Raw genomic sequence first — 20,904 nt, 5'->3', positions numbered from 1 at the left:
ACCTAATACGAAGAAACTACTGAAGCCAAATACTCGTCCACATCTTTTGTAAGATAACCTATTATTTTTTTAGAGCCGACTGAACCACCCACTAACAAGTTTCGACTAAGTCCACGGTTGAAATGTTGACAAGAGTATTTTAAATATGAACATGCATGACAAGCACCATGTTGACCTTTACATATAGGATCATAAATACATGTTTGTGTTTTTTCATAACTATTTCTTAACCATCTCGCCAGATCATTCTCGAAAGCCGCAATTAAGGTTCCCATGCCACCTCCTTGTAATTTGGAAACATAAATTGCACCTGATAATGATGAAGGAAATAAATATTCAGACATGCTATCTACGTCTAACCCCAATATTGATTTGCCCGAGCTCAACAACATATGCATCTGTGAATGTAGCAATTGAAATGTCAACACTGTTGTAAAAAGACTATTATGGTTATCAACAAAATTTATATCAATCTGTGATAAATCGTCAGAATCCCTATCTGACAATTCTAAATAATTGTACAGAAATGCATGTGCTTCTTGCTTATTTTTTACTACTACACCCTCCTTAATTAATCCATTTATTTGCAACCATGCAAAGACTCTTAACGGGTCTAACTTAAAAATGATAGCTTCATTTTCATTCTTTAACACTGGTATAATAGTATATTTCTTATTTCCACCAATCTTTTGCTGAAATGGATTTAATATTGCTTTTTTCCGATCGAATCTTTTTCTTGTAAAGCCTATTCCCATTGTTACTACGGGAAATTTTTCAAAAAGCATAGCTGTTTCAAAACCTAAATTCTTAATTTCTATTTGAGCATTTAAAAGAGTCGTTTCTTGTAAACTATCATCCATATCTTTTGACTCATTTAATTTTTCTTCAATTGTCTTTCCTTCACTCTCATAGCAAGTAAAAACATATTCATGAAGTAGACGATCATTTAAAACTTTTTCAGAATTAAATTCACTCCCCATGCTAAAATAAGACTCTATCTCTTCTTTAAATGATTTTTTTTCGATTTCTGATTCTAGGTTATTTTGCTTTATCAATTCTAAAAGCATTTTTCTTTGAACACCATCTTGAGTGTTCTGTAAAATTGTCAATAGGGAGTTCGAATTATTGTGTTCAACAAAATTTTCAGAAAAATTTCTTTTGTTTATTGAAGAGAGTCCTAAAAGAGCAGCAAACTGGATAAATGGAAAATCAGCTTGCCTTTGCCTGCTTAATAGTGTATCTTGTTTTAAATTTACGATTGATTTTATAGCGGGGTAATATACATCACCATCTGATAAATGAGTACCTCCTAAGAAACGCTTATTTTCTTTTTTCCATTCTTCAGTTAAAGGTAAATTTGTATTCTTAGTTCCTAATGATCCCAATTGCAAATTTGTATTTGAATTGTACCAAGTTGCAGTGGTGAATCTTCTTGTGTCATTCATTTTTATACCATTATACTTATCCTTCCAGCTTGTTGCCCTTGAATTAGTTTTTACTTTAATCGATTGTATATCTCCATTAGGATGAATTAATGCGTAGGTATATTGTTTTAGCGATCCTTTCTTACAAAATTTGCACTGCAATTCTGGATTTTTTGTTTGAAGATCTCTAAGACTATAATACTCGTGTACATTTTTACAAATCTCACAATAAAAAACATTAGGAAATAAGTTGTATGATACCTGTTGTATTTCTCCAAAATAATAGGACTCATCTTGATTCGGATACAAATTCTTCTCCAACTCATTATTTATTTTCCAATCCCCAATAAATTTTTTCACTTGTTGGAGTAAATGTTTTGTATCTTCATTAATTTTGTTGAGCATAATTTCGTCAACTTTATACCATCTATTTCCTTCTGAAAACACAGACCCAGGTAGAAAACGAAACATTACTTGACTCTTTCCACGTTTAAAATTGTTAAACATCATGTATATTCACCTCTTTTAATTCCTTGCTCCTTTTTGCATGGTTTAATACTATTGAGGTTTCCACACTGGCTTGAATTGGAATACCTTCTTCAATATCTCTAAAACTATTGATGGGGTTTAACCCATCTTCGGCTTTGATTTTTAAGGTACTGGAACTAACCTCAAGCATATGCTCTTTTTCATTGTATAGTTGATAAACAAATTCCTTCACTTTTTTACGAGCGGATAATGGAAATGAATCATTATAAACACCATATATTCTATACAATTGTTTTAAAACAATTTCACTCAGGTCTGTTCCTTTAGAAATCATTTGAGATTTGTATTCTTTAAAACTACCACAATTGTATATGGTGTTATTATCATTAAACTGAGAATGGATTCCCAATAATACTCCAGAAAGTATGCCAGGCAAAGTTCTTTCTATTGCCTTTAACGCCAATCTATTAATTGGTACTGGATCTACTAAAAAGTCCATAAACACATGATTTTGAACGAAAAACTGATATTGTGATCTTTCTCGTAAGTCAGTTGGCCTAAAACTCACAAAAACCAATCCAGCATGAGATCTTGCAGAACGGCTAGAAGCCTGTATGTATTCAGCTTGTTTTGAAGGCATTCCTGCCATGAAAAAGTTATTTATTCTCTCCAAGTCTACTCCATGGCTTATTAAGCTAGTTGCTATTAAAATTTGTAATTTGTTTTTATATTGAACATTTCCTCCTTCTGATTCAATACGGTCAATAACTTGGATTATTTTATCCATGTCATTTTCTCCAGTCAAAATTTCAGAGGTGATTTTTTGAGAAGATGATTTATGTTCTTCTATTCTTCTTTTAATATCGAAACCAGTATTTTTTGTATTAACATAGATAGTTGAAAGATCATAGAAGGATAGAAGCATTCTAAATTCTTCAATTGTTTTTATGCTTTCAAACTCAAACTCCTGTAACGCTTTTTCTAAATTTGCATACAATCTACTAATTTCTTTTTGATAAAGAAAAATTGCTCTACTAATAGTTTCTTCCTGAGACTTGGTATGCGGTAATACTCCTATATATAATCTTCTATCAACATTAGGAGTTGAAGTAGCGTAAAACGACTCACCTTTCTTGTATCCCATTGATGGATACCTTCTAGGTTCTCTCATGTAAAGATGTTTAATGTGATGCTCATATGACTCTATTGTAGCAGTTGCAGCAATTACTTTAGGAGTATGACTTGCTTCTCTGCCAAAATTTAATGAATACTCCAGTAAAACCCCTTCATAGTGACCATTAAAAGTTCCTAGTTCCTCTTTAAGTAAATGTAGCTCATCTTGAATCAGTAACAATGGGATTGGATCATATATTTTTTTTCTACTTATTTCTAGGGTGTTTCGATAATTGATACCCTTCCTTGACTTTTCTGAACACGAATTATACTCATCATATATTCCTACAATACAACGATCTGAGAAAAATCCATGTTTGGGACATCTTCCACCAATCTGACCAAAAATATGTGAGAACTCTCTATATCTGCCTAGAATAGCTAATTTATCAACTGTTCCGCAAATAACACTTGGTAAAAATCTATAAACTTCTGAGTCGGTTATATAAATTGGTAGAATTCCTTTCAAAATTTTACTATTAAATACAAAGCAATCAGTGTTTTTGCATATATGTGTAAATCTCCAAAGTGCTCGATCAAAACTTAGATCCAATTCTTTATTACAACTTGGACATTTATGAATGAGCATCTTATTCTTCTTAGTATGATCATTTTTAAAAGCTTGCTTAATAATTTTCTCACTAACAAAATTGTCAGTATTCCCACTCCCAGCAAAAAAACCGATAGAAAATGGTTTTCCTATATCATCAATATTAAGAGATTCTTGTCTAAACTTTTCTGCTGTAATAATTATTTTTGCTAATCTATCCAGTTGATTTTTCGATAGCATTCTTAATGGGAACCTTATCCAAGATGAACTACCAATTTTTTTCCCTCGTAATCTATCAAAAAATAAAGCAGTAACTATTAAACCAAAATATGCCTCAGTTTTACCACCACCTGTTGGGAACCATAAAACGTCAGCAATTTGTGCAGACTTTTCTATCTCTTCTTTTCTTATATCTGTAGGATCCATTTCTCGATTATAGAAGCTCGGGAGTATCCTAACTATAAAAATAATTTGGAATAAACGCCATGAAAAATACTTGTCTTTCCCTGAATATTTAAATATTTGATTCATAAATATAAAAGCAGACATCAATTTCGAGTTTTTCCTCAAAGAATAGATCCCCAACTCAAAAGAGTCAATTTCTTTTTCGAATTCCAACATATCGCTTATACATTGTTTAATTTCATCTTCATTAGTCAGTTGATGCTGTTCATCACCTCGACTATCGATAAACATTTTCCAATTAACAAGATACTCTTTCATTTTAATCAATACATGGTTAAGAGTTTTAATCGTACTTTCTGGAGAAAAAAGATCATCGAACGCTACAGAAAAATCCTCTCGTGTACGGTAATACTGTTGAAAAAACTCAGGTATTACTTCAGTACTCAACTGAATATTACCATTGTTTAGATAGTTACCAACACAATTAATACCTTTAACTGGATAACTCTTGTCATACTTGTAGTCATTTATGGCTCCATCAAAAATAAACGGATAATGTATTCCGTGATCTATGTTTATTTCAAAACCACAGTTAAACATTTGACTAGGATGCCCAGTCGGTCTCTCCTCATATAAAGGTGTGTCATTAACAAGTGTTACAACAAGCTTAATATACTCATTTTCATTTTTATCTTTGTAATGCATTGGATCAATTAGTAGATATGCGCTCCATCGGGGAATTTGGAACTCATCTGATTTTATTGACTCTAAAAACCTAAAATAGTCTTCTTCATCGGTAGGAATATTTGGCATCCCTATATATCCGGTTTTATGAATAGCCATTGGATCAACATTGAACAAATCCTGATCATTTAACGAATCCTTAACATTATTTTTAATATACGTGTTTAAAGAAATAGTAACAGGTTCCATTGATTCTGTATCAATTTCAAAATTAATGTTTTTAAATAGTACCGTATTTTTTTTATATTTTTCCAATAGAGTAATACCTTTTTGTTGTGAATTGCTTGAATCATCTTGTTCTTGATCTTGTACGATATCGTTCACTAGATAATCCAAGGAATTCATTTGCTCCTGGTATGTAGGAAACAATCGGGAATATAAATTAAATGTACCTGAGATTGTACCTTTTACTTTCTTTTCAGGCTTAACTAAGAATTCTAACCCCATATTATAATTCTTAGTTAAGCTTTTATACTGAATATCAGGGTCTTCTCCTTCTTTCAAGTCTACAACTGTATTAAATTGTTCACTAGAGAATAAAACTCCCGAAAAATACCTTCGTATTGGCTCCTCTCCTAATACAATAGTTTCATTGATCCCTAAAAAACCTTCTCTTAACTTATTTGCCATATGATTAATAAACATTATCTCATCATTACTGCTAATTTTTTTACTGTCTACATCCTTACTCATAAGTAATAAACCCTCTTTCTATGTTTGCATTATTTGCGTCTTCATCTAAAATCTTTTCAGTCAATATAGGATGAACATGATATACTGTTTTTTTTTCGACACTAAAAATTTGTATTAGTTCAATTGCATTCAACACATCATCAACTGGAATAACAATGTCTTTCCCTAAATTTATCCACTGTGAATTAGGGATATTACCTAACAAAGCTTGTTCTTCTATTAATCTAGCTAGAGATTTCCCCAGCTTTATATATATACTCCATAGTTCTTTCATTGATTGATAAATTATTTTTGCTCTATTTCTAAAATACTCATCATTAAGTACCTTAGTAAGTGCTTTTAAATTATCGAATGATCTTACTAATTCAACATTTCCATTAATCCAATTTGCAATTGTTAAGTAAGACTCAATTTTCCCACCATTATTATTAATGTCATTTTTGATTTTCTGGTAAATACTTTTCTTAGAAGTATTGGGAACATAATACTTTCGCCATAGTTCTTTAAGCATCAATCTCCATTCATTAACATTTGTATCTATCCATTTCATAAGCAAGGTATTAGAAGAAAGGCTCAAGATCTCGTTAAAAAGTTCCTTCTTTTTCTTCTCTCTTACTTTTATCCAAATATCATTTCTCATCAATTCTAAAGGAGAAAGACCTTCTACTTCTTGTTTATTAAATTTTTTTACCCTTAAATTCAAATCAATTGGTACATAAATAATCTTCTCAGTATCAACATCAACAGCAGTAATCTTAATGCATTCAACGTATTCTTCAGTAGAATCAATAATATATTTTTCATCTAATAAGACATCTTCTAATGGATTACCATCCATAGTGTTGATATCTAAGTCAGAACTTAGTAAATCAATAAGGGCCTGATCACTAAACAGATTATTTACAGGGTTGCTTTGTGAGTTTTCCGAGGTGAAATTATCTGATTTACTTTCTATCACTTCATATTCGATCACCTCAAAATCAAGAGATTTATTATATTGGTAACTATTGTTTAAAAAATTAGTATCAAATAATTCATCTATTGTTGACCATAAACTAGGTAAACCTTCTGGTTGATTAACATAATTCAACTGATATTTTATTAGTTTTGTTTCGTTGTATGCATCTATAAATACTACTTTAGTGTTACTTTTAGTATAAAAAGAATTAAGATATTTCTTATTCCAAGGACTTGAAATAATAATGGTATCCGGATCATGTTTACCAGTAAAATACACTTCTTTCCACTGATTTTTCGCCCATTCCATCTGTGTAATTACATTAATCTTGGCAATATCCGCTTTACTGTATATCTTTAATGATCTTATCCAAACATGAAATTCCTCAAATTCTATTTTGTCTGAAACAATTATTGTTAGCTTTTTTGCATTCTTAATTTCATCTCTAATAGTACGCAACATAAGTTGACTTCTGATATTTATATTTTCAGTTTTAATATACTCATATATTTTTAAAATGTTTTCGTAAATATGAGTCATTAAAGTATCATAATGGATTCGCTCTACTTGGTCATTAGGTTGTATTTTAGAATACCTCTTAATCAATTCTAATAATGTAGGTTCACCTTTTGACATTTTTGATCGCTCATACCAATCCAACGGAATACAAATAGCTAGTATTTTAAATAAAAGGGAGTTTAATCTAAAAAAACTTTTCGGCAATTCATTCCTGGTTATTGTAATATTTAATAAATTATGTATAAGATTTAGTGGCTCAATTACTTTATTGATTAATGATTTAGCTTTTACAACTGCTACATTTCTATTACCTAGTAAATAAGGTAGGGTTGATTGAATACTCCAAGATGCAGTGATAGGACTATAACAATCTTGGCTATCAATTTTAAAGACACTCTGTAACTCTATTATTGACAATCTATTGATTGGTAGATGGTAAGATATTGAATCACCTATACTCTGAATGACATCATCATAACTCGGCGCTATAACAATAACATGTTTTGAAATAGATTTAGCCCAGTTAATTATATTTGTAGACTGTTTTCTATGTTTAAAAGGAATTAGATCTAGAATAACTACATCTGGGACAAATTCAATAATCTCAGGTAATTGTTTTCGATATGCTCTGAAGATTGTTATCCAAGGAAGACTCCCATCAAAATTACTACTATTTTTGTTTGTTGATGTAGTTTTGTTATTAAAAGAAAAGGGTCTGTATTTTCCTGATTCCAATGTGAAGACTTGCAAAAAATCCCTTAGATAGTTGGTATTAATAGTAGTTCTCCATATATGAGAAAGGAGTTCAATGTTATCAGTTACTATTAATATTCCAGAGCCCTCTTTAAACTTTAGTGAATCTGCGTTAATAAGATTTGATGAAAGATGACTTAGGATAAGATGATATGAAAGAAGTAATGGATATGCAAAAGCAAATGGGGGTATTGAAAAAAGGATATCGCCAGTATGGCTATCCTTTTTTGATTTTTTATAAGCTGCCAATGACATTGTTAATAGTAGATTATCAATATTAGATGGTATAACTTTTGAAGCTTCAATCGATGATTTTTCTGTACTAATCGTTTCAACCAAACAATATTTATCATGATTAAGCATACCCCTAGCTAAATCCATGCTAGCTAAATTTATCATTTGTTCGATTTCATATGGCTTTATGTTATTTTCCTCTAATAATATTGGTTTAGGGAGTATAGAACTCAGTGCTCTCTGGCTTTCATATTGCGACAACTTTCTCATTATTGCTCCTCCGGAATTACCAAGCTTATTTTTTAATTAGGAAAATTGGCAGGATGGTTTATATGTAATTAAGATAATAATATTTATTAGTTGGAATATGTCGAATTTTATACCCATATCTTGATTATACCCTTCATATAAAATTACCACAATATGTTATTCAACTAATATCTTCAAGCTAAAATCAATATTCGAACACCTTAATATTATAAAATCCTTTCAATATAAAACTTCTAAAAATAAAGAACCCACTGTATTTTGTATCTGATGGAGTGTAGAACGTTTGCCTTTTTCACACCATGAAAAAACCTCTCCGAGTAGATTACATCATCATATGCACCTACCCGAACAGGATTTTTAACCACTATGGTTTTCCTAAAAGATCTGATTAGAATATTTCACTTTTAGATAAATTAACCGTTTCCCCTCGAAGGATTTTATAATATGTCTCTGTAGCATGTCTTTCACTCTCTGAAAATCGTAAAGATGAAGCTGCTACATAATCTAAGTTAATCTCGCAGCTAATCCAATTTCTCCCTTGTTCTTCGGCTATTTCCCCAGTAGTATTTGATCCTCCAAAAATATCTAATACAGTATCACCTGGATCAGTAAGGAACTTTATAAAGAACTCAGGTAATTTCCCTGGGAATCGTGCTGGATGTCCTTTTACACCAATTTGTTTACAAAGTTCTAAATACTTTGAGGTGCTTTCTGAATTAGGTATTTGCAGTAAATTTGAGGGAATTGCTCCTCCATTATCTTTACCAAAACCTCCAGAAATACTGTGCCCAGAAGGACGTTCTTTAGGAGTGTAGTACTTTTTACTATTTTCAAGTAATTTTTTCATTCGATTGGAATACGGAATTAAAACATTTCTAGCATCTGCTTTAGGAAACTCAGTTTTTGAGAGCCACCAAACAGTATTCACAGCATCTTTTGTTCGTATTTTTCTTTTGTTCACCCATTCAGTCGGTGAAGGTAATTTCGAAGGATTATACCAAAAAAATTCTTCTGCTAAATAAAAACCTAACTCTTCGACGAATTTAATTAATACTTTATAATTGTATAAAGATCTAACGGGAACACCTTTATTATAAGCACCTCCTAAATCAATTACAAAACTTCCATCATCAGTTAACTTATGTTTAATTTTTTTTGCAAAAGTAGCTAACCATTCTATGTAATCATCACCATTTTTATTTCCATATTCTTTTTGTCGTTGTAATGCAAATGGTGGAGAAGTAATCACTAAATTAATAGAACAATCTGGTAATGAATCAAGTAAATTCAATGAATCACCATGGTAAGCTTGTCCTCTACGAGTTACATAAGCAACATGAACAGAATTCATACATCACACTCCTAATGCACACTATAGTGTGCAGATCATCAAGAGTTATTATATTATAATTTCTCCAAAGATATCAAACACTTTCGGATTGAGGAATTAGCATGGAGTTTAAAGAGCAACAATTTTATTTAAATGAGCTGCGTAAACTGGGTGAAAGAATTCGTAATTTAAGGGAAGCTAAAGGTTACTCACAAGAAACATTAGCTTTTAAAGCAAATCTTCATAGAAATTATATAAGCAAATTGGAACTAGCTCAGAAAAACCCTACATACACTACTCTACTAAAATTAGCTAATGCATTATCAATCAACATCATTGAACTAATACCTAATGAGGAACAATTTTGATAAATGTAGAAACGAAGGAAATATATTGAAAAATCTATTTTCTATATTATCTGGGATTGATAAGTAAAAACACAACTCTTTATAAATACAATAAAATCGTTTTTTAATGAAATCATTTAAATCGATTGTTGATGAAAAAGTAGATCCCACATTGAAAAAACTCAATTAATCACTCTTTGTGGAACAACAAATTCATGAAGTAATATTTCTAATAAAAGTGCACCTTAGGAAAATGAAACATCTACTGATCTAATTGGCTCTTTTACCATCCTTTCATGTCTCTCCATCCATACTTTTTTAAAGTAGTTATCGAAAGAATCATTTGGATAGTAATCTGAACCAATCAAAGGTACTGGACCTAGATCAATTAAAAACCACCTACTTTTTGAAGAAGACCAAATGAAGTTCGCTGGGTGAATATCAAAAAATACATTATATATTTCTGATACTTTCATAATAGAGTGGTAAATATTTTTCAATAAATCAATTTGATAATCAGAGAATGGATGATTATCTCTGAGTAGATCATCACCTGTAAAACCATCAATGTATTCCCTTACAATGATCCCCCTATAATTATTAAAATCGATAATTTTCGGTATATGCTCTTCTAGATCTGTTCCTAATAATTTTTGTGTGAGCAATGCTTCTTGCTTATTAATAAAAGCTTTTGCTGCTAAATTCATAGGAATTTTATAAATTACTTCATTATCCCTATCCTTTTTGTAACCTATATAACAATAGGCACCTTTACTTCTAATAATCCCATCCAATTCTAAATCTATATCTAAGTTGATCTTCACAATACGATAAAGATATGTTGTACTAAGCTCAGCCAATGATAATACTGGATTATCTGTATTGGGTATAAGTAACCACTTACTAAAGGCAAAATTTAAGAATGGACATAGGCCTTGTTCGGATAACCAATAATTACGCATTATACTTTGATGAAACACATTGTTTGGAAAAATCTCCGTAATATATTTCATAATATCCGATAATTTTGTTTTCCAGTTGAGTTTGTTCAACCCATCATCCTTCTGAAAATGATCATCATTAAATTTGATTTTAAGTACCTCTTTAATGATTTGATTTATCATGATCTCCAAATCATTATTTTCTACAATTTGATCTAAGTAATTATGAATATATGAGTGATCAAGAGAGCTACTATTTTCTTCAAAGTAACGGATATCATTTTTTATTGTAGCGAAATTGGATTTGCCCTGCTGCTAAAAAACTAAATCCACCCGATGTTCCGCTTAGTTGTTCAACTGGTGTCTCATCATCTGCGAGCATCACAATGCTGTCATTGGCAGTAAGCGTCATCGTACCACCTGCGGTTCGATCCAATGGAAGACTGTTCGTTTTTACTTTTTGTCCATCAAGTACCACTTGTCCATTGGTATCGGTCGTTGCCCAAGCAGAAACTGTATCCCACTTGGTCTGGTTTTGTTGGATGATACTTTGGATTCGTTTGATTCCATCGAGAGAAGAAGGAGCTATAGGAATAAATTCTCCAAGTGTAACGCTATTTTGAGTGGGGTCGGATAAGCTCCTCTTTTTCTCGATTATTCTTGCTTCGAGTAATAAATCCGGTTGAAACGTGGTGTCTTGTACCCGAATGGTATCTCCCAATCGAACCCGATGTGCTTCATATCCGGTCAGTTGTTCCAATAACACCACATTAACTGTGTACGTGATTCTTGGATTAGATAGCTCATCCAACTTTTTGATCGAGTTGTTGTAAAGCTCAATCGCATTGGTGGCTTGGTCATCCTTATATACACCAAAGATGTGCTTCCCATTCTTCCCAAACTGTTGAAGGGCAACCGTACTTCCTACTCAGTCATTTATCTTCTCGTAATTCGTATTTGTTGGTGGAGTATAACTTGCAAATGTTAATGCATTTCCATTCGCATCTGCTGGACCTACTGCAACCAAAGCTGTCACCAAGTCTTTGGTATCCTCTACTCGTTCCACGTCCACCAAATCCAACCCATACACAAACATTTTCTTGGTATCCTGTCCTGTTCGTTGTACCACATCGATCCACTTCTGGCTTATCCGTAATCCATTGAAATCTACCCGAAAAACGATCTCCGCTCCAAACACATCTAAGATTTTATGGACAGCTTCGAGAGAGGAGAGATAGTCATCAAAATGAAAATCATTCACTCCTGCATAATCTGTCCTTCCCAATGACCAGCCTGTTCCTTGCAGGACATAGGTAAATATCTGCTCGATTGTCTGGCTATTTAACGAAGTGGGACGAACAATCTGACCCAATAAATCGGATACTGCCGCATTTTCACAAAAGACCTGCTTGGTATAAGTGTGGTTTTGGTTCTGATCGGTGATTTCCTTAATTTGTAACAGTTGCCACTGACCATCTTCGGTCGGAATCATCACATATCCTTCCGTTGTGAGAAGGGAAGCAGTAGAGTGATTGGCTGGAATCGTAAATTCCAACGTCAATAGTCCATGTTCCAATTGCTCGGTGTGTGTATCATCCCAAAATGGACAAGCATTGGGAATATCGTTACTGAGTATTCCTTGTGCCACTCCATCCGCATTCAACACATACATATTTGTCACTACAATCACCTCTCTCGAAAGGTGATCGTGCTATTAGTGATACTAGCTGGCAGGACAGAGATTCCACTTATTCCAGATGGAAGCTGAATGAAGGTACTAGATGGATTTAAATCAACAAAATAAGGCTCCCCGTTCTTCCAAATGGAACCTGTGCCACAATCGACTTCCAGCACATCTCCCGCAGAAAAGATATAGGGGATTTGGTTCGTAACCGGAACGTTTTCTTGGATAATCTTTACATTCGTAACATACAATCGATTGATAGGAATAACGGCATACGAAGCATAAGCCCCTACATGAATCTGTACCCCTGCGAGCTTGGCGGTATAGAGATTTTTGGTATCCACAAAGGAGTAGGTGAACTGCTTGATCCATTTACCATTGCTGTCTAAAATAGCGGCAAGGCAGGTCCACTTATTTCCGATCCGAGAAAAACGTAATATCCCACTAAAATCTTTCCAATATCCTTCCTTCTTTCCTCGATAGGCGACAAATAAGGTTCCCGATGCCAGATTCCCTGCTCGTGCTTCGAATTGTGGCGACTCCAGATTGACGGACATGTCTTTGATCGCAATCTTTCCGATGACCGCATTGTTCACATCCAATAAATAGACCTCTACTCGTCCGATTTGGTTATTGGCAGTAGGATTTAAGGAGACAGAAGCTTCCATCGTGAAATCTTGGATGGGTGTTGTGATGGTTTTCACAGCGGCTGCCCCATGCCAAGCGGACCCTGTTCCATAATTTCCTCCTGACTGGGAAAAACGAAATCCATCGGTAGCAAAAGACCCTGCAATCACTCCACCATCTACTCCAACACCGCTTGTCCAACCAGTGAGGGAAGACATATCATCATTGAGCATCGTAACTCTTGTCTGGGTTGCTGTTTGGGTATCCTGTTGCAAAGGTTGTCCAAAATATAAAAAGTCCTCACCCAATACCAGAGCAAACTCGGTTGTATTTTGCGTAAACTGCATCTGAAAACGAGGAGATGCTTCTCGATTGCCATTGTTCGTAATCATAATGGGTGTTTCATCCGTTGGATTCAAAGAGACAACTGTCTCTTGTATCGCATAAGAAAAAGGATCACTACACCAAAAGGTAATCGATCCTTGGGCCATACTAATATTTTGTTTGAGTTCGATCTCATCTGTTACTTTGGCTAGATAATACTTATCTGGTTCATCTAGTAGGATCAACTGTTTTGCATCCTCATAGTAAAGCCATGTTGCCAACTGCCTGAGATTGGAACGCAGTTCGGCAGATGTGCTTGCCTCAATGGTAATGTCTATCGTAATCTTCCGTTCTCCTAACTCATCACCGAAATCATACAATCCTGCACGTCCAGACACAGCAACCGTCGTTTGCTTCACAGGTGGGATAAGCGAGATATGGATGTCATTCACCAGCACAAAGGAAGGCAGATCAAGTCCATTAAATCGAATCGACATCTAACGCACACCTCCTGCTCTTGCTTGGATGTTTTGTAATCGATTAAGTTTCTGGGCCAGCTTTTGGATATCTGCTTCCTCTCGGATCGTTGCTTGAATATAAAACTGATTGGTAATAGGGCTTCCATTGTTCTGTCCACTAGGCAATTCTTTTGCAATCGCTTGTGCAAAAGGACGCATCCGGGATGAAGATAAGGGGACAATCGCCTCAGGACCTTGCTCCGCCAATCCAACGACACTCGGCTGATTAAAAATCCCACCTTTTGCAAACCAAGAGACACTAAAAGTAGGATGAGGGATACTGATTCCTCCTATGGAGGTAGAGCTGCTTCCAATATGAATCCTTGGCAATCTTGGCTTGGGGACGGTGATTCTCATACTTGCAAAAGCACTCCGGATGCTTGAAATAATACCGAGCAGCGTAGATTTGGCTGATTGAATCGGTTTAATGATGGCATTCTTCACTGCATTCCAGCTACTGGATGCCACAGATTTAATACCAGACCAAATTCCAGAAAGCACACTTTGCAAGCTACGAAAAGTGCCAGATATTCCGGTAAGAACTCCCCTTGCTAAAGAAAGGATCACATTCCAGCCACTAGAAGCAGTCGCTTGCATGGATCGAAGACCAGCAGAGAAAAAGGAACTCGCTATTCGTATCCCAGTAGTAACCGCATTTGCTATTCCACTCATGATTCCAAGGCTAAAGCTATAAATCGATTGAAAGATGCTCACAAAAAACTAGCCGTGGAGGATAGGATTGCGTTCACATTGACACCCATAGCCGTTAGCATGGACACTACTGTATCAACGATTCCCATCACAAACTCCGCTAGTACATTCCACAAGTTCATAAAAATATTTGCAAATTCCGTTGAGGCATTGTTTAAATATTGTAATCCTGCTTGCCAGTCCCCAACCAGAAAGGCGACGAGCATACTGAGTGTATTGATAGCTAACGAAATGACATTGACGATTAAAGCAGCAAGTGGACCTAATGCCCGAAATAATCCATTAATCAGGGGAAGGATAATGGCAATTGCTGATGCCACTAATACTCCAATACTCCCTAGTAACGGTTGTAGTCCTTGCCACAGTCGGGAAAAAGAACTTGAATCGGTTGAAGATAGGTTCCAAATTGACTGGCACTGTTCGAGATAGATGAAACAAAACTATCCCACAAAGCCGTTACGGTTTCTTGGAATCCCTTGACATAGTTCATCAGAAGGGTAAACACTCCTACTACTGCAACAATTCCTGCTACGACCAATCCTGCTGTTCCTCCAATCCCAGCAAACAGGGGAATCAAAGCGGATGCCGTCATAACCAAAGCTCCAAGGAACATCGTAATAAGGGGAAGCACCGCTAGTAATGCTGTAAATCCAATGATCGCTACCTGAGAAGATTTAGAAAGGGATGCAAACCATTGCCCGAATTCCTGTATCTTTTGGATGACTAGTGGAAGATACTGTTGGGATAAAGCCAGTAATTGTTCTCCAATAGGAGTTAAGGCTTCTTGTAGTTGTCGCCATTGAGCGATCAATTGAATATAAGGGGATGTCTGCATGGCTTTCGCCACTTCTTCTGTTCGCCCTTTTGTCTCCTGTAACTTTTGGTTTAGGTTTTTTGCTACGATAGCAGCTTTCTGTTTTTCTGTACTATTCTTTTTCAATCCCTCAGTTAACTTTTCAACGGACAAATCCGCTTCGGTATATCCTGCTGCCACTAAATCCATCGCCTGAGAAACAGACACTTTGTAGGTCTCCATGATGGCGATTACTTCATCTATCGCACCAACAGCATCTGTTCCCAAGGATTTTTCCAAAGACTCCGCTTGTACAATGATTTGTTGCAATTGAATGGTAGACAAACTACTTAATTTCATTCGAGCGTAGCCTGCCACATCAGCTACACTCGCCAAACTTTCCCCTAATCCTTGATCGAATACGCTTTTCACTATAGGGGTTACTTGTTGGATGCTTTGTTTCACTCCACCCACACGAGCAGAGAGAATCGCCAAGGCATGATCCACGTCTGCCGTAGCTTTAAACACTAATGCTCCCACTAACGCAATGGGAACCGTTAATCCTTGGGCTACATTTTCGGAGAAATCGATCATACCTTCCCCGACTTCTCGTCCACGCTCACCTACTTCCTTCATTTTTTCTTGGACACGTTGCAGGATCAGCAGTGCTTGTCCTGCTTTTGCCGTAATCGTCATGTGCCGATCTCTGGTGGCTACATCTGCTTCTCTTTGCAATTGATTTAGTTCTGCTTTCGCCCGTTCTTCTTGAATACGGATATCCAAATTGGGTTCAGGGAGTGTTCTGAGCTTGTCTTCTATTCGATCTACCGAATCCCCCACGTTAGCAAAGGAGTGTTCGGCGTTTTGGGAAACACGATCAAAAACTTTGGAGGCTTGGTCGATCCCTTTTACGACAATTTCGATGATATTATTTACTATAAAAACCTCCCAGTAGAATTAATTGTAAAAAAAAGGAAGGACAATAAGCTTCTAGGATAGAATTAATTAACCGAAATCAAAGTAAATTGGAGGATACACATGAAAAACGAATTTAAACATCTGAAAAACGGATTAACAAAAGTTATTTGTTTAAATGCTGATGGACAAAGGCAAAATGTTTACCTATACAAAAAAGACTTTGAAAAGATAGCTTTTCCACCTGGTCTTTGGAGAATTTATCTTAAAGAAAATAAATTTTATGTTCAAACTACTGATACTGGAACATGGAGTAAATACAACAAAGTTTATAAAATGCATCACTTGATTGCTGATTGTGGACCTAAAGAGATAGTCTGTTTTATTAATGACAATGGACTAGACTTACGAAGTGATAATCTCATCAAAGTCAAAATGGGAACTAACAACTCTGTTAAATTCAAAAAACTTAAAGAGAAAATGTTCAAAGAGCAACGTCCTCTTGAAGAACTAATTCAGGAAAATCATGACAAAAAAGACATTGAAATTAGCTTATTTAACTCGTTTAATGAGGTAGCTGTTACATGTGATGCAACACCAAAAGAACAACAAAAAGATCTCTCTCCAGCAAAAAAACACGCTATTACTATTGATACAAATTCCAGTAGAATTGTTGTTGCTAAAGAAAATGGCGTTCAACTTTACCTTCCTATTCCAGAAGAAATGATTAGAGAATTAGACCGTTTTATTGGTTCGTAATTAAAATATAAAAACTTATTAGTCAATAACCCATTTAAACTATGGGTTATTGATTTTTGGTTTCAATCTCATTAATTTCAGTTCATTTGCTTTCTGTTCCTCATTCCACTGGAATATAAGGACTTGCTTTTGTATCTCGGTTAACTGGAAGTAATCGCTAGGAGAAAAATGAAGATGTCGAATAAAAAAATAAAACTCCTTTGCTTCATGGCTGTTTACGAAAGGAGTCTGATTTGTTTCCCTTCAACCCTGAAATTTCGGCAATCCGTTGATAGACTAGATCTATCTATTCGGATTTCCATAACTGATTAATGGTGTTTTCGTTCCATTCCTTATCTATGGTTCCATATGCCACAGCTTTTAATTGGGCATTTCCCTGATCCTTTAATAATTCCCCTGCATTGGCTTCAATGGTCTGGGTGTTTAGTTTTCCTGTCGTTCCTGCATTTTTGGTGTTCACCTTCACTGATGCTTGTTCACAGGCTTCCACTTGCTTTTTCTCGATATGGGTGAGAGGTCGAATTTCCACTTCAAAGATTTGGTCATCTACTTGTATCGAAATCGTCTCGATATACGATTTTCCTGCAAGAATAGCAGGGGTTAATTTAGCTGTCATCTGTTTTCCTTCTTTCTATTATGGTCGGAAAGATTGCCGGAAGCATTGTGGGAAAGATTGTGAGCAATGATTACCGACAACATAGCCTAACTAGTTGGGCTATAACTTGTTTTATTATTGGTGATGGAAAACTCAATCGGACCTGTCCCATCCGCTTTCACCAACGCTCGGATGGTGGCAGACTGTTCAATCCGATCTCGACCACTGAGTGGCTGGGACATAGCAGTATAAACTGCCCTAGGAATTAAAATATCAATGTTGTTCCCCACATGAATGGTTGTATCAATCTCCGTTAATGTGTTGGTACTTGGACCCGTTGCCGTTCCCCAAAACCGCTCCAATTGTGTAGTAGAGAAAAAAGATAATCCCATTTCGATTTCCACCGAAAAAGCCCCTCGATAAGCTCTTCTTGGAAATCGAGAACCAATCGTGCGGCCAGCCTCGTTATCTGCTCCCGTCTCAATCTTGATGGAGAAACTTTCGATAGTTGCCGACTCATCCACTCCATTGATCTCCGCTGTAACTTGGTGAGGAGCATAGATTTCCCCTTGCGTAAACGTTGGATTGGCTAAAAGCGTTCCTTTCTGATCTGCTCCCCCAAGACATACCTAAGAATATTGCTCCACTTATCAAAGCCCCTCGTATCCCTACTCGAAATGTTACGGTTTGGTCAATGGAAGAGGCGAACCAATTTATAAACTTTGTACAAGGCAGGAGATTTTTTATCGCTTATATCCTTGCAATCTATACTGGGATGAGAAAAGGAGAAATACTTGGACTCAAATGGAAAAACTGCGATCTTGAAAATGCAAGATTAAGTGTAAGCCAGACATTATCCAAAGTAAAAGAAGGACTTGTATTTCAGGAGCCGAAAACAAAAGGATCGAAACGCACCATTTCATTGCCTAGTTTTGCTGTTCAGTGTCTAAAAAAACATAAAGCACTTCAAAATGAACTGAAGCTAAAATTCGGAAATGCATATGAGGATAATGATTTAGTTGTTGCAAGTGGTTTAGGGAGACCAATTGACCCCGCTGATATCAATCGTGACATGAAGTACGTGATCAAAAAGAATAACCTCCCTCCCATTTCTTTTCATGATCTGAGACATACTCATGCCACAACTTTGCTGTTACTTGGTGAGAATCCGAAAGTCGTTTCTGAACGCTTGGGGCATGCCAATGTAGGGATTACACTAGATACGTATAGCCATGTACTCCCTGATATGCAAAAAGATCTTGCTAAAAATTTTGATCAAGCTATGAAAAAATTAGAGTCAAAAAATGAGGGTTTTAAGAGCGTGTAAATCTAATGTGGTCAAAATGTGGTCAAATGAGGTTTTAAACAAAAACGAAAAGCCAAAACCCCTTATATATCAAGGAAAATTGGCTCTCGTTTAGTGAGTGTCGATTATACTTCCATAATAATTGGTAAGATCATAGGACGACGACGGGTGCGTTCGTATAAGAATTTACTCAATGAGTCACGAATGCTAGTCTTGAGTGAAGCCCATTCACTTACTTGATCTTTCATGCATTTTTCCATTGTCTGGTTGACGATATTGTTCGCATCATCCAGCAATCTTTCGGACTCTCGCACGTAAACGAATCCGCGGGAAATAATATCTGGACCAGATAAGATGGTTCCATTTGCTTTACTTAGGGTGAGAACAACAACTAATATACCGTCTTGGGAAAGCAGTTTACGATCTCTTAAGACGATGTTTCCTACATCACCAACACCAAGTCCATCGATGAGGACTTTGCCTGTTGATATTTTTGGACCGTATCTTGCTTTTCCACCTGAAAATTCTACTGTATCTCCATTATCACAAATAAAAATGTTTTCGGTTTTTACACCGACAGATTCGGCTAGTTGGGCATGAGCACGGAGCATCCGGTACTCACCATGGATCGGAATGAAAAATTTAGGACGAATGAGATTGAGCATTAATTTTAAATCTTCTTGTTGACCATGTCCGGACACGTGGACATGAGAAGTTGCACTATAAACTACATCTGCGCCAATACGGAATAACTGATCGACTGTACGACCAATCATTCTTTCGTTACCAGGAATAGGAGTTGCTGCAATCACAACGGTGTCTCCTGGCAAAATTTCGATTTTCCGGTGAGAAGCATTTGCCATTCTCGTAAGCGCTGACATGGCCTCTCCTTGGCTTCCAGTCGAAATTACTGCTACGCGATGAGCAGGCAAACGATTGATTTCATCTGGTTCAATGATCAAATCTTTTGGGACATCTAAGTAACCCAGATCAGATGCAATGTTTACCACGTTTACCATACTTCTTCCAACAACAGCAAGTTTCCGCCCATGTTGATAAGCAGCATCTATCACTTGCTGAATCCGATGGATATTTGAAGCAAAAGTAGCAACAATAACTCGTTGTTTCGCTTTGCGGAATACTTCCATCAAACTTTCCCCAACAGAGCGTTCCGTTCCTGTAAAACCAGGACGTTCTGCGTTGGTGCTGTCCGATAGAAGACAAAGTACACCTTTTTTTCCGATTTCCGCCATTTTATGAAAGTCGCATTGGCTTTCATTCACTGGTGTCATGTCAAATTTAAAGTCACCTGTATGTACTACCAAGCCTTCTGGCGTATCAATACATACTCCAACAGAATCAGGAATGCTATGATTCGTTTTAAAGAAACTTGCCTTCAAACGACCAAGTTGTATTTCCGAATGATTAGTTATAACAATCCGCTTCACATCATGTACATGTGCTTCCCGTAACTTATGTTCGATTAGACCCATGGTTAGTTGTGTCGCATATACAGGTACTTTGATTTGTTTTAAAATGTAGGCCAATCCACCAATATGATCTTCGTGTCCGTGTGTTAAAATAATTGCTCTTACTTTGTTTTGATTTTCGATGAGATAAGAAATGTCTGGAATAACGATGTCGATCCCCAGCATATCTTCCTCAGGAAACATTAGTCCTGAATCAATTACTACGATGTCATCTTCGTATTGGACAACATACATGTTTTTTCCGATTTCACCCAACCCACCGAGAGCAAATACATGCAACTTGCCTCGCTGGTTCTTTGTCAAAAAACTTACCTCCCAAATTTATTTTGTTGTTCACCCTATAACCGCACAA

15 protein-coding genes and 1 pseudogene are annotated in these 20,904 nt (G+C 35.7%); 3 read left to right on the top strand and 13 right to left on the bottom strand.

The features are described 5' to 3' along the window. Positions 1-2: 2 nt before the first annotated feature. The 4 genes from AC5WOC_RS00860 to AC5WOC_RS00845 all read right to left on the bottom strand — a co-directional run bounded on the left by AC5WOC_RS00860 (position 3) and on the right by AC5WOC_RS00845 (position 9,563). Positions 3-1,934: a DUF8724 domain-containing protein gene (locus tag AC5WOC_RS00860; protein WP_496053519.1), complete on the bottom strand. Its 1,932-nt coding sequence runs from the start codon at positions 1,932-1,934 to the stop codon at positions 3-5. Then, the gene (locus tag AC5WOC_RS00855) at positions 1,924-5,478 is read right to left on the bottom strand and encodes a helicase-related protein (RefSeq protein WP_496053518.1); all 3,555 of its coding nucleotides are present in this window, start codon (positions 5,476-5,478) and stop codon (positions 1,924-1,926) included. The genes AC5WOC_RS00860 and AC5WOC_RS00855 overlap by 11 nt, the downstream gene beginning before the upstream one ends. Then, a complete protein-coding gene (locus AC5WOC_RS00850; protein WP_496053517.1) occupies positions 5,471-8,212 on the bottom strand; it encodes a DrmE family protein in 2,742 nt (913 codons plus the stop codon). Before AC5WOC_RS00850 ends, AC5WOC_RS00855 begins: the two co-directional genes overlap by 8 nt. Positions 8,213-8,600: 388 nt before the next feature. Continuing rightward, a complete protein-coding gene (locus AC5WOC_RS00845) occupies positions 8,601-9,563 on the bottom strand; it encodes a DNA-methyltransferase (RefSeq protein ID WP_496053516.1) in 963 nt (320 codons plus the stop codon). 101 nt (positions 9,564-9,664) lie between these two features. Here AC5WOC_RS00845 and AC5WOC_RS00840 point away from each other — a divergent pair, with 101 nt between their 5' ends. After that, positions 9,665-9,910, top strand: a complete 246-nt coding sequence (locus tag AC5WOC_RS00840; RefSeq protein WP_496053515.1) for a helix-turn-helix domain-containing protein — start codon at positions 9,665-9,667, stop codon at positions 9,908-9,910. A gap of 224 nt (positions 9,911-10,134) precedes the next feature. Here the strand turns inward: AC5WOC_RS00840 and AC5WOC_RS00835 are convergent, their stop codons facing one another. From AC5WOC_RS00835 to AC5WOC_RS00810, 6 genes and pseudogenes are all read right to left on the bottom strand, one after another. After that, entirely contained in the window at positions 10,135-11,013 is an 879-nt protein-coding gene (locus AC5WOC_RS00835; RefSeq protein WP_496053514.1) for a BUD32 family EKC/KEOPS complex subunit, read from the bottom strand. A 94-nt stretch (positions 11,014-11,107) separates the two neighbouring features. Next, positions 11,108-12,502, bottom strand: a pseudogene (locus AC5WOC_RS00830) (phage tail spike protein). A 14-nt stretch (positions 12,503-12,516) separates the two neighbouring features. After that, complete coding sequence (locus AC5WOC_RS00825) at positions 12,517-13,962, bottom strand: distal tail protein Dit (RefSeq protein WP_496053513.1); 1,446 nt, start codon at positions 13,960-13,962, stop codon at positions 12,517-12,519. Further along, entirely contained in the window at positions 13,963-14,655 is a 693-nt protein-coding gene (locus AC5WOC_RS00820; protein ID WP_496053512.1) for a hypothetical protein, read from the bottom strand. It lies immediately after the preceding gene. Between the two features lie 38 nt (positions 14,656-14,693). Beyond that, on the bottom strand, positions 14,694-15,014 hold the full coding sequence (locus AC5WOC_RS00815; protein ID WP_496053511.1) for a hypothetical protein: 321 nt from the start codon (positions 15,012-15,014) through the stop codon (positions 14,694-14,696). A 17-nt stretch (positions 15,015-15,031) separates the two neighbouring features. Next, positions 15,032-16,327, bottom strand: coding sequence for a phage tail tape measure protein (locus tag AC5WOC_RS00810; RefSeq protein WP_496053510.1), 1,296 nt, complete (start codon positions 16,325-16,327; stop codon positions 15,032-15,034). Positions 16,328-16,525: 198 nt separating this feature from the next. On the opposite strand from AC5WOC_RS00810, the gene AC5WOC_RS00805 reads away from it, so the two are divergent. Further along, a complete protein-coding gene (locus tag AC5WOC_RS00805; protein ID WP_496053509.1) occupies positions 16,526-17,161 on the top strand; it encodes a hypothetical protein in 636 nt (211 codons plus the stop codon). Between the two features lie 286 nt (positions 17,162-17,447). Here AC5WOC_RS00805 and AC5WOC_RS00800 read toward each other — a convergent pair whose 3' ends face one another. Further along, a complete protein-coding gene (locus tag AC5WOC_RS00800) occupies positions 17,448-17,777 on the bottom strand; it encodes a hypothetical protein (protein ID WP_496053508.1) in 330 nt (109 codons plus the stop codon). An 86-nt stretch (positions 17,778-17,863) separates the two neighbouring features. Next, positions 17,864-18,280: a hypothetical protein gene (locus AC5WOC_RS00795; RefSeq protein ID WP_496053507.1), complete on the bottom strand. Its 417-nt coding sequence runs from the start codon at positions 18,278-18,280 to the stop codon at positions 17,864-17,866. 56 nt (positions 18,281-18,336) lie between these two features. On the opposite strand from AC5WOC_RS00795, the gene AC5WOC_RS00790 reads away from it, so the two are divergent. Then, positions 18,337-19,083 (top strand): site-specific integrase, encoded by a 747-nt coding sequence (locus AC5WOC_RS00790; RefSeq protein ID WP_496053506.1) that lies wholly within the window; start codon positions 18,337-18,339, stop codon positions 19,081-19,083. A gap of 104 nt (positions 19,084-19,187) precedes the next feature. Here the strand turns inward: AC5WOC_RS00790 and AC5WOC_RS00785 are convergent, their stop codons facing one another. Beyond that, entirely contained in the window at positions 19,188-20,855 is a 1,668-nt protein-coding gene (locus tag AC5WOC_RS00785) for a ribonuclease J (RefSeq protein ID WP_496053505.1), read from the bottom strand. Between the last annotated feature and the right edge of the window lie 49 nt (positions 20,856-20,904).

It is taken from the genome of Shimazuella sp. NTD247 (genome assembly GCF_059510415.1).
Note: the sequence above shows the minus strand (reverse complement) of the source record. Positions and strands in the feature narration are given on the sequence as shown.

Coding starts and splice junctions, on each gene's coding strand:
- AC5WOC_RS00850 (WP_496053517.1), bottom strand. CDS start 8,212: ATGAGAAAGTTGTCGCAATATGAAAGCCAGAGAGCACTGAGTTCTATA.
- AC5WOC_RS00845 (WP_496053516.1), bottom strand. CDS start 9,563: ATGAATTCTGTTCATGTTGCTTATGTAACTCGTAGAGGACAAGCTTAC.
- AC5WOC_RS00825 (WP_496053513.1), bottom strand. CDS start 13,962: ATGTCGATTCGATTTAATGGACTTGATCTGCCTTCCTTTGTGCTGGTG.
- AC5WOC_RS00800 (WP_496053508.1), bottom strand. CDS start 17,777: ATGACAGCTAAATTAACCCCTGCTATTCTTGCAGGAAAATCGTATATC.
- AC5WOC_RS00860 (WP_496053519.1), bottom strand. CDS start 1,934: ATGATGTTTAACAATTTTAAACGTGGAAAGAGTCAAGTAATGTTTCGT.
- AC5WOC_RS00855 (WP_496053518.1), bottom strand. CDS start 5,478: ATGAGTAAGGATGTAGACAGTAAAAAAATTAGCAGTAATGATGAGATA.
- AC5WOC_RS00805 (WP_496053509.1), top strand. CDS start 16,526: ATGAAAAACGAATTTAAACATCTGAAAAACGGATTAACAAAAGTTATT.
- AC5WOC_RS00820 (WP_496053512.1), bottom strand. CDS start 14,655: ATGAGTGGAATAGCAAATGCGGTTACTACTGGGATACGAATAGCGAGT.
- AC5WOC_RS00835 (WP_496053514.1), bottom strand. CDS start 11,013: ATGATAAATCAAATCATTAAAGAGGTACTTAAAATCAAATTTAATGAT.
- AC5WOC_RS00840 (WP_496053515.1), top strand. CDS start 9,665: ATGGAGTTTAAAGAGCAACAATTTTATTTAAATGAGCTGCGTAAACTG.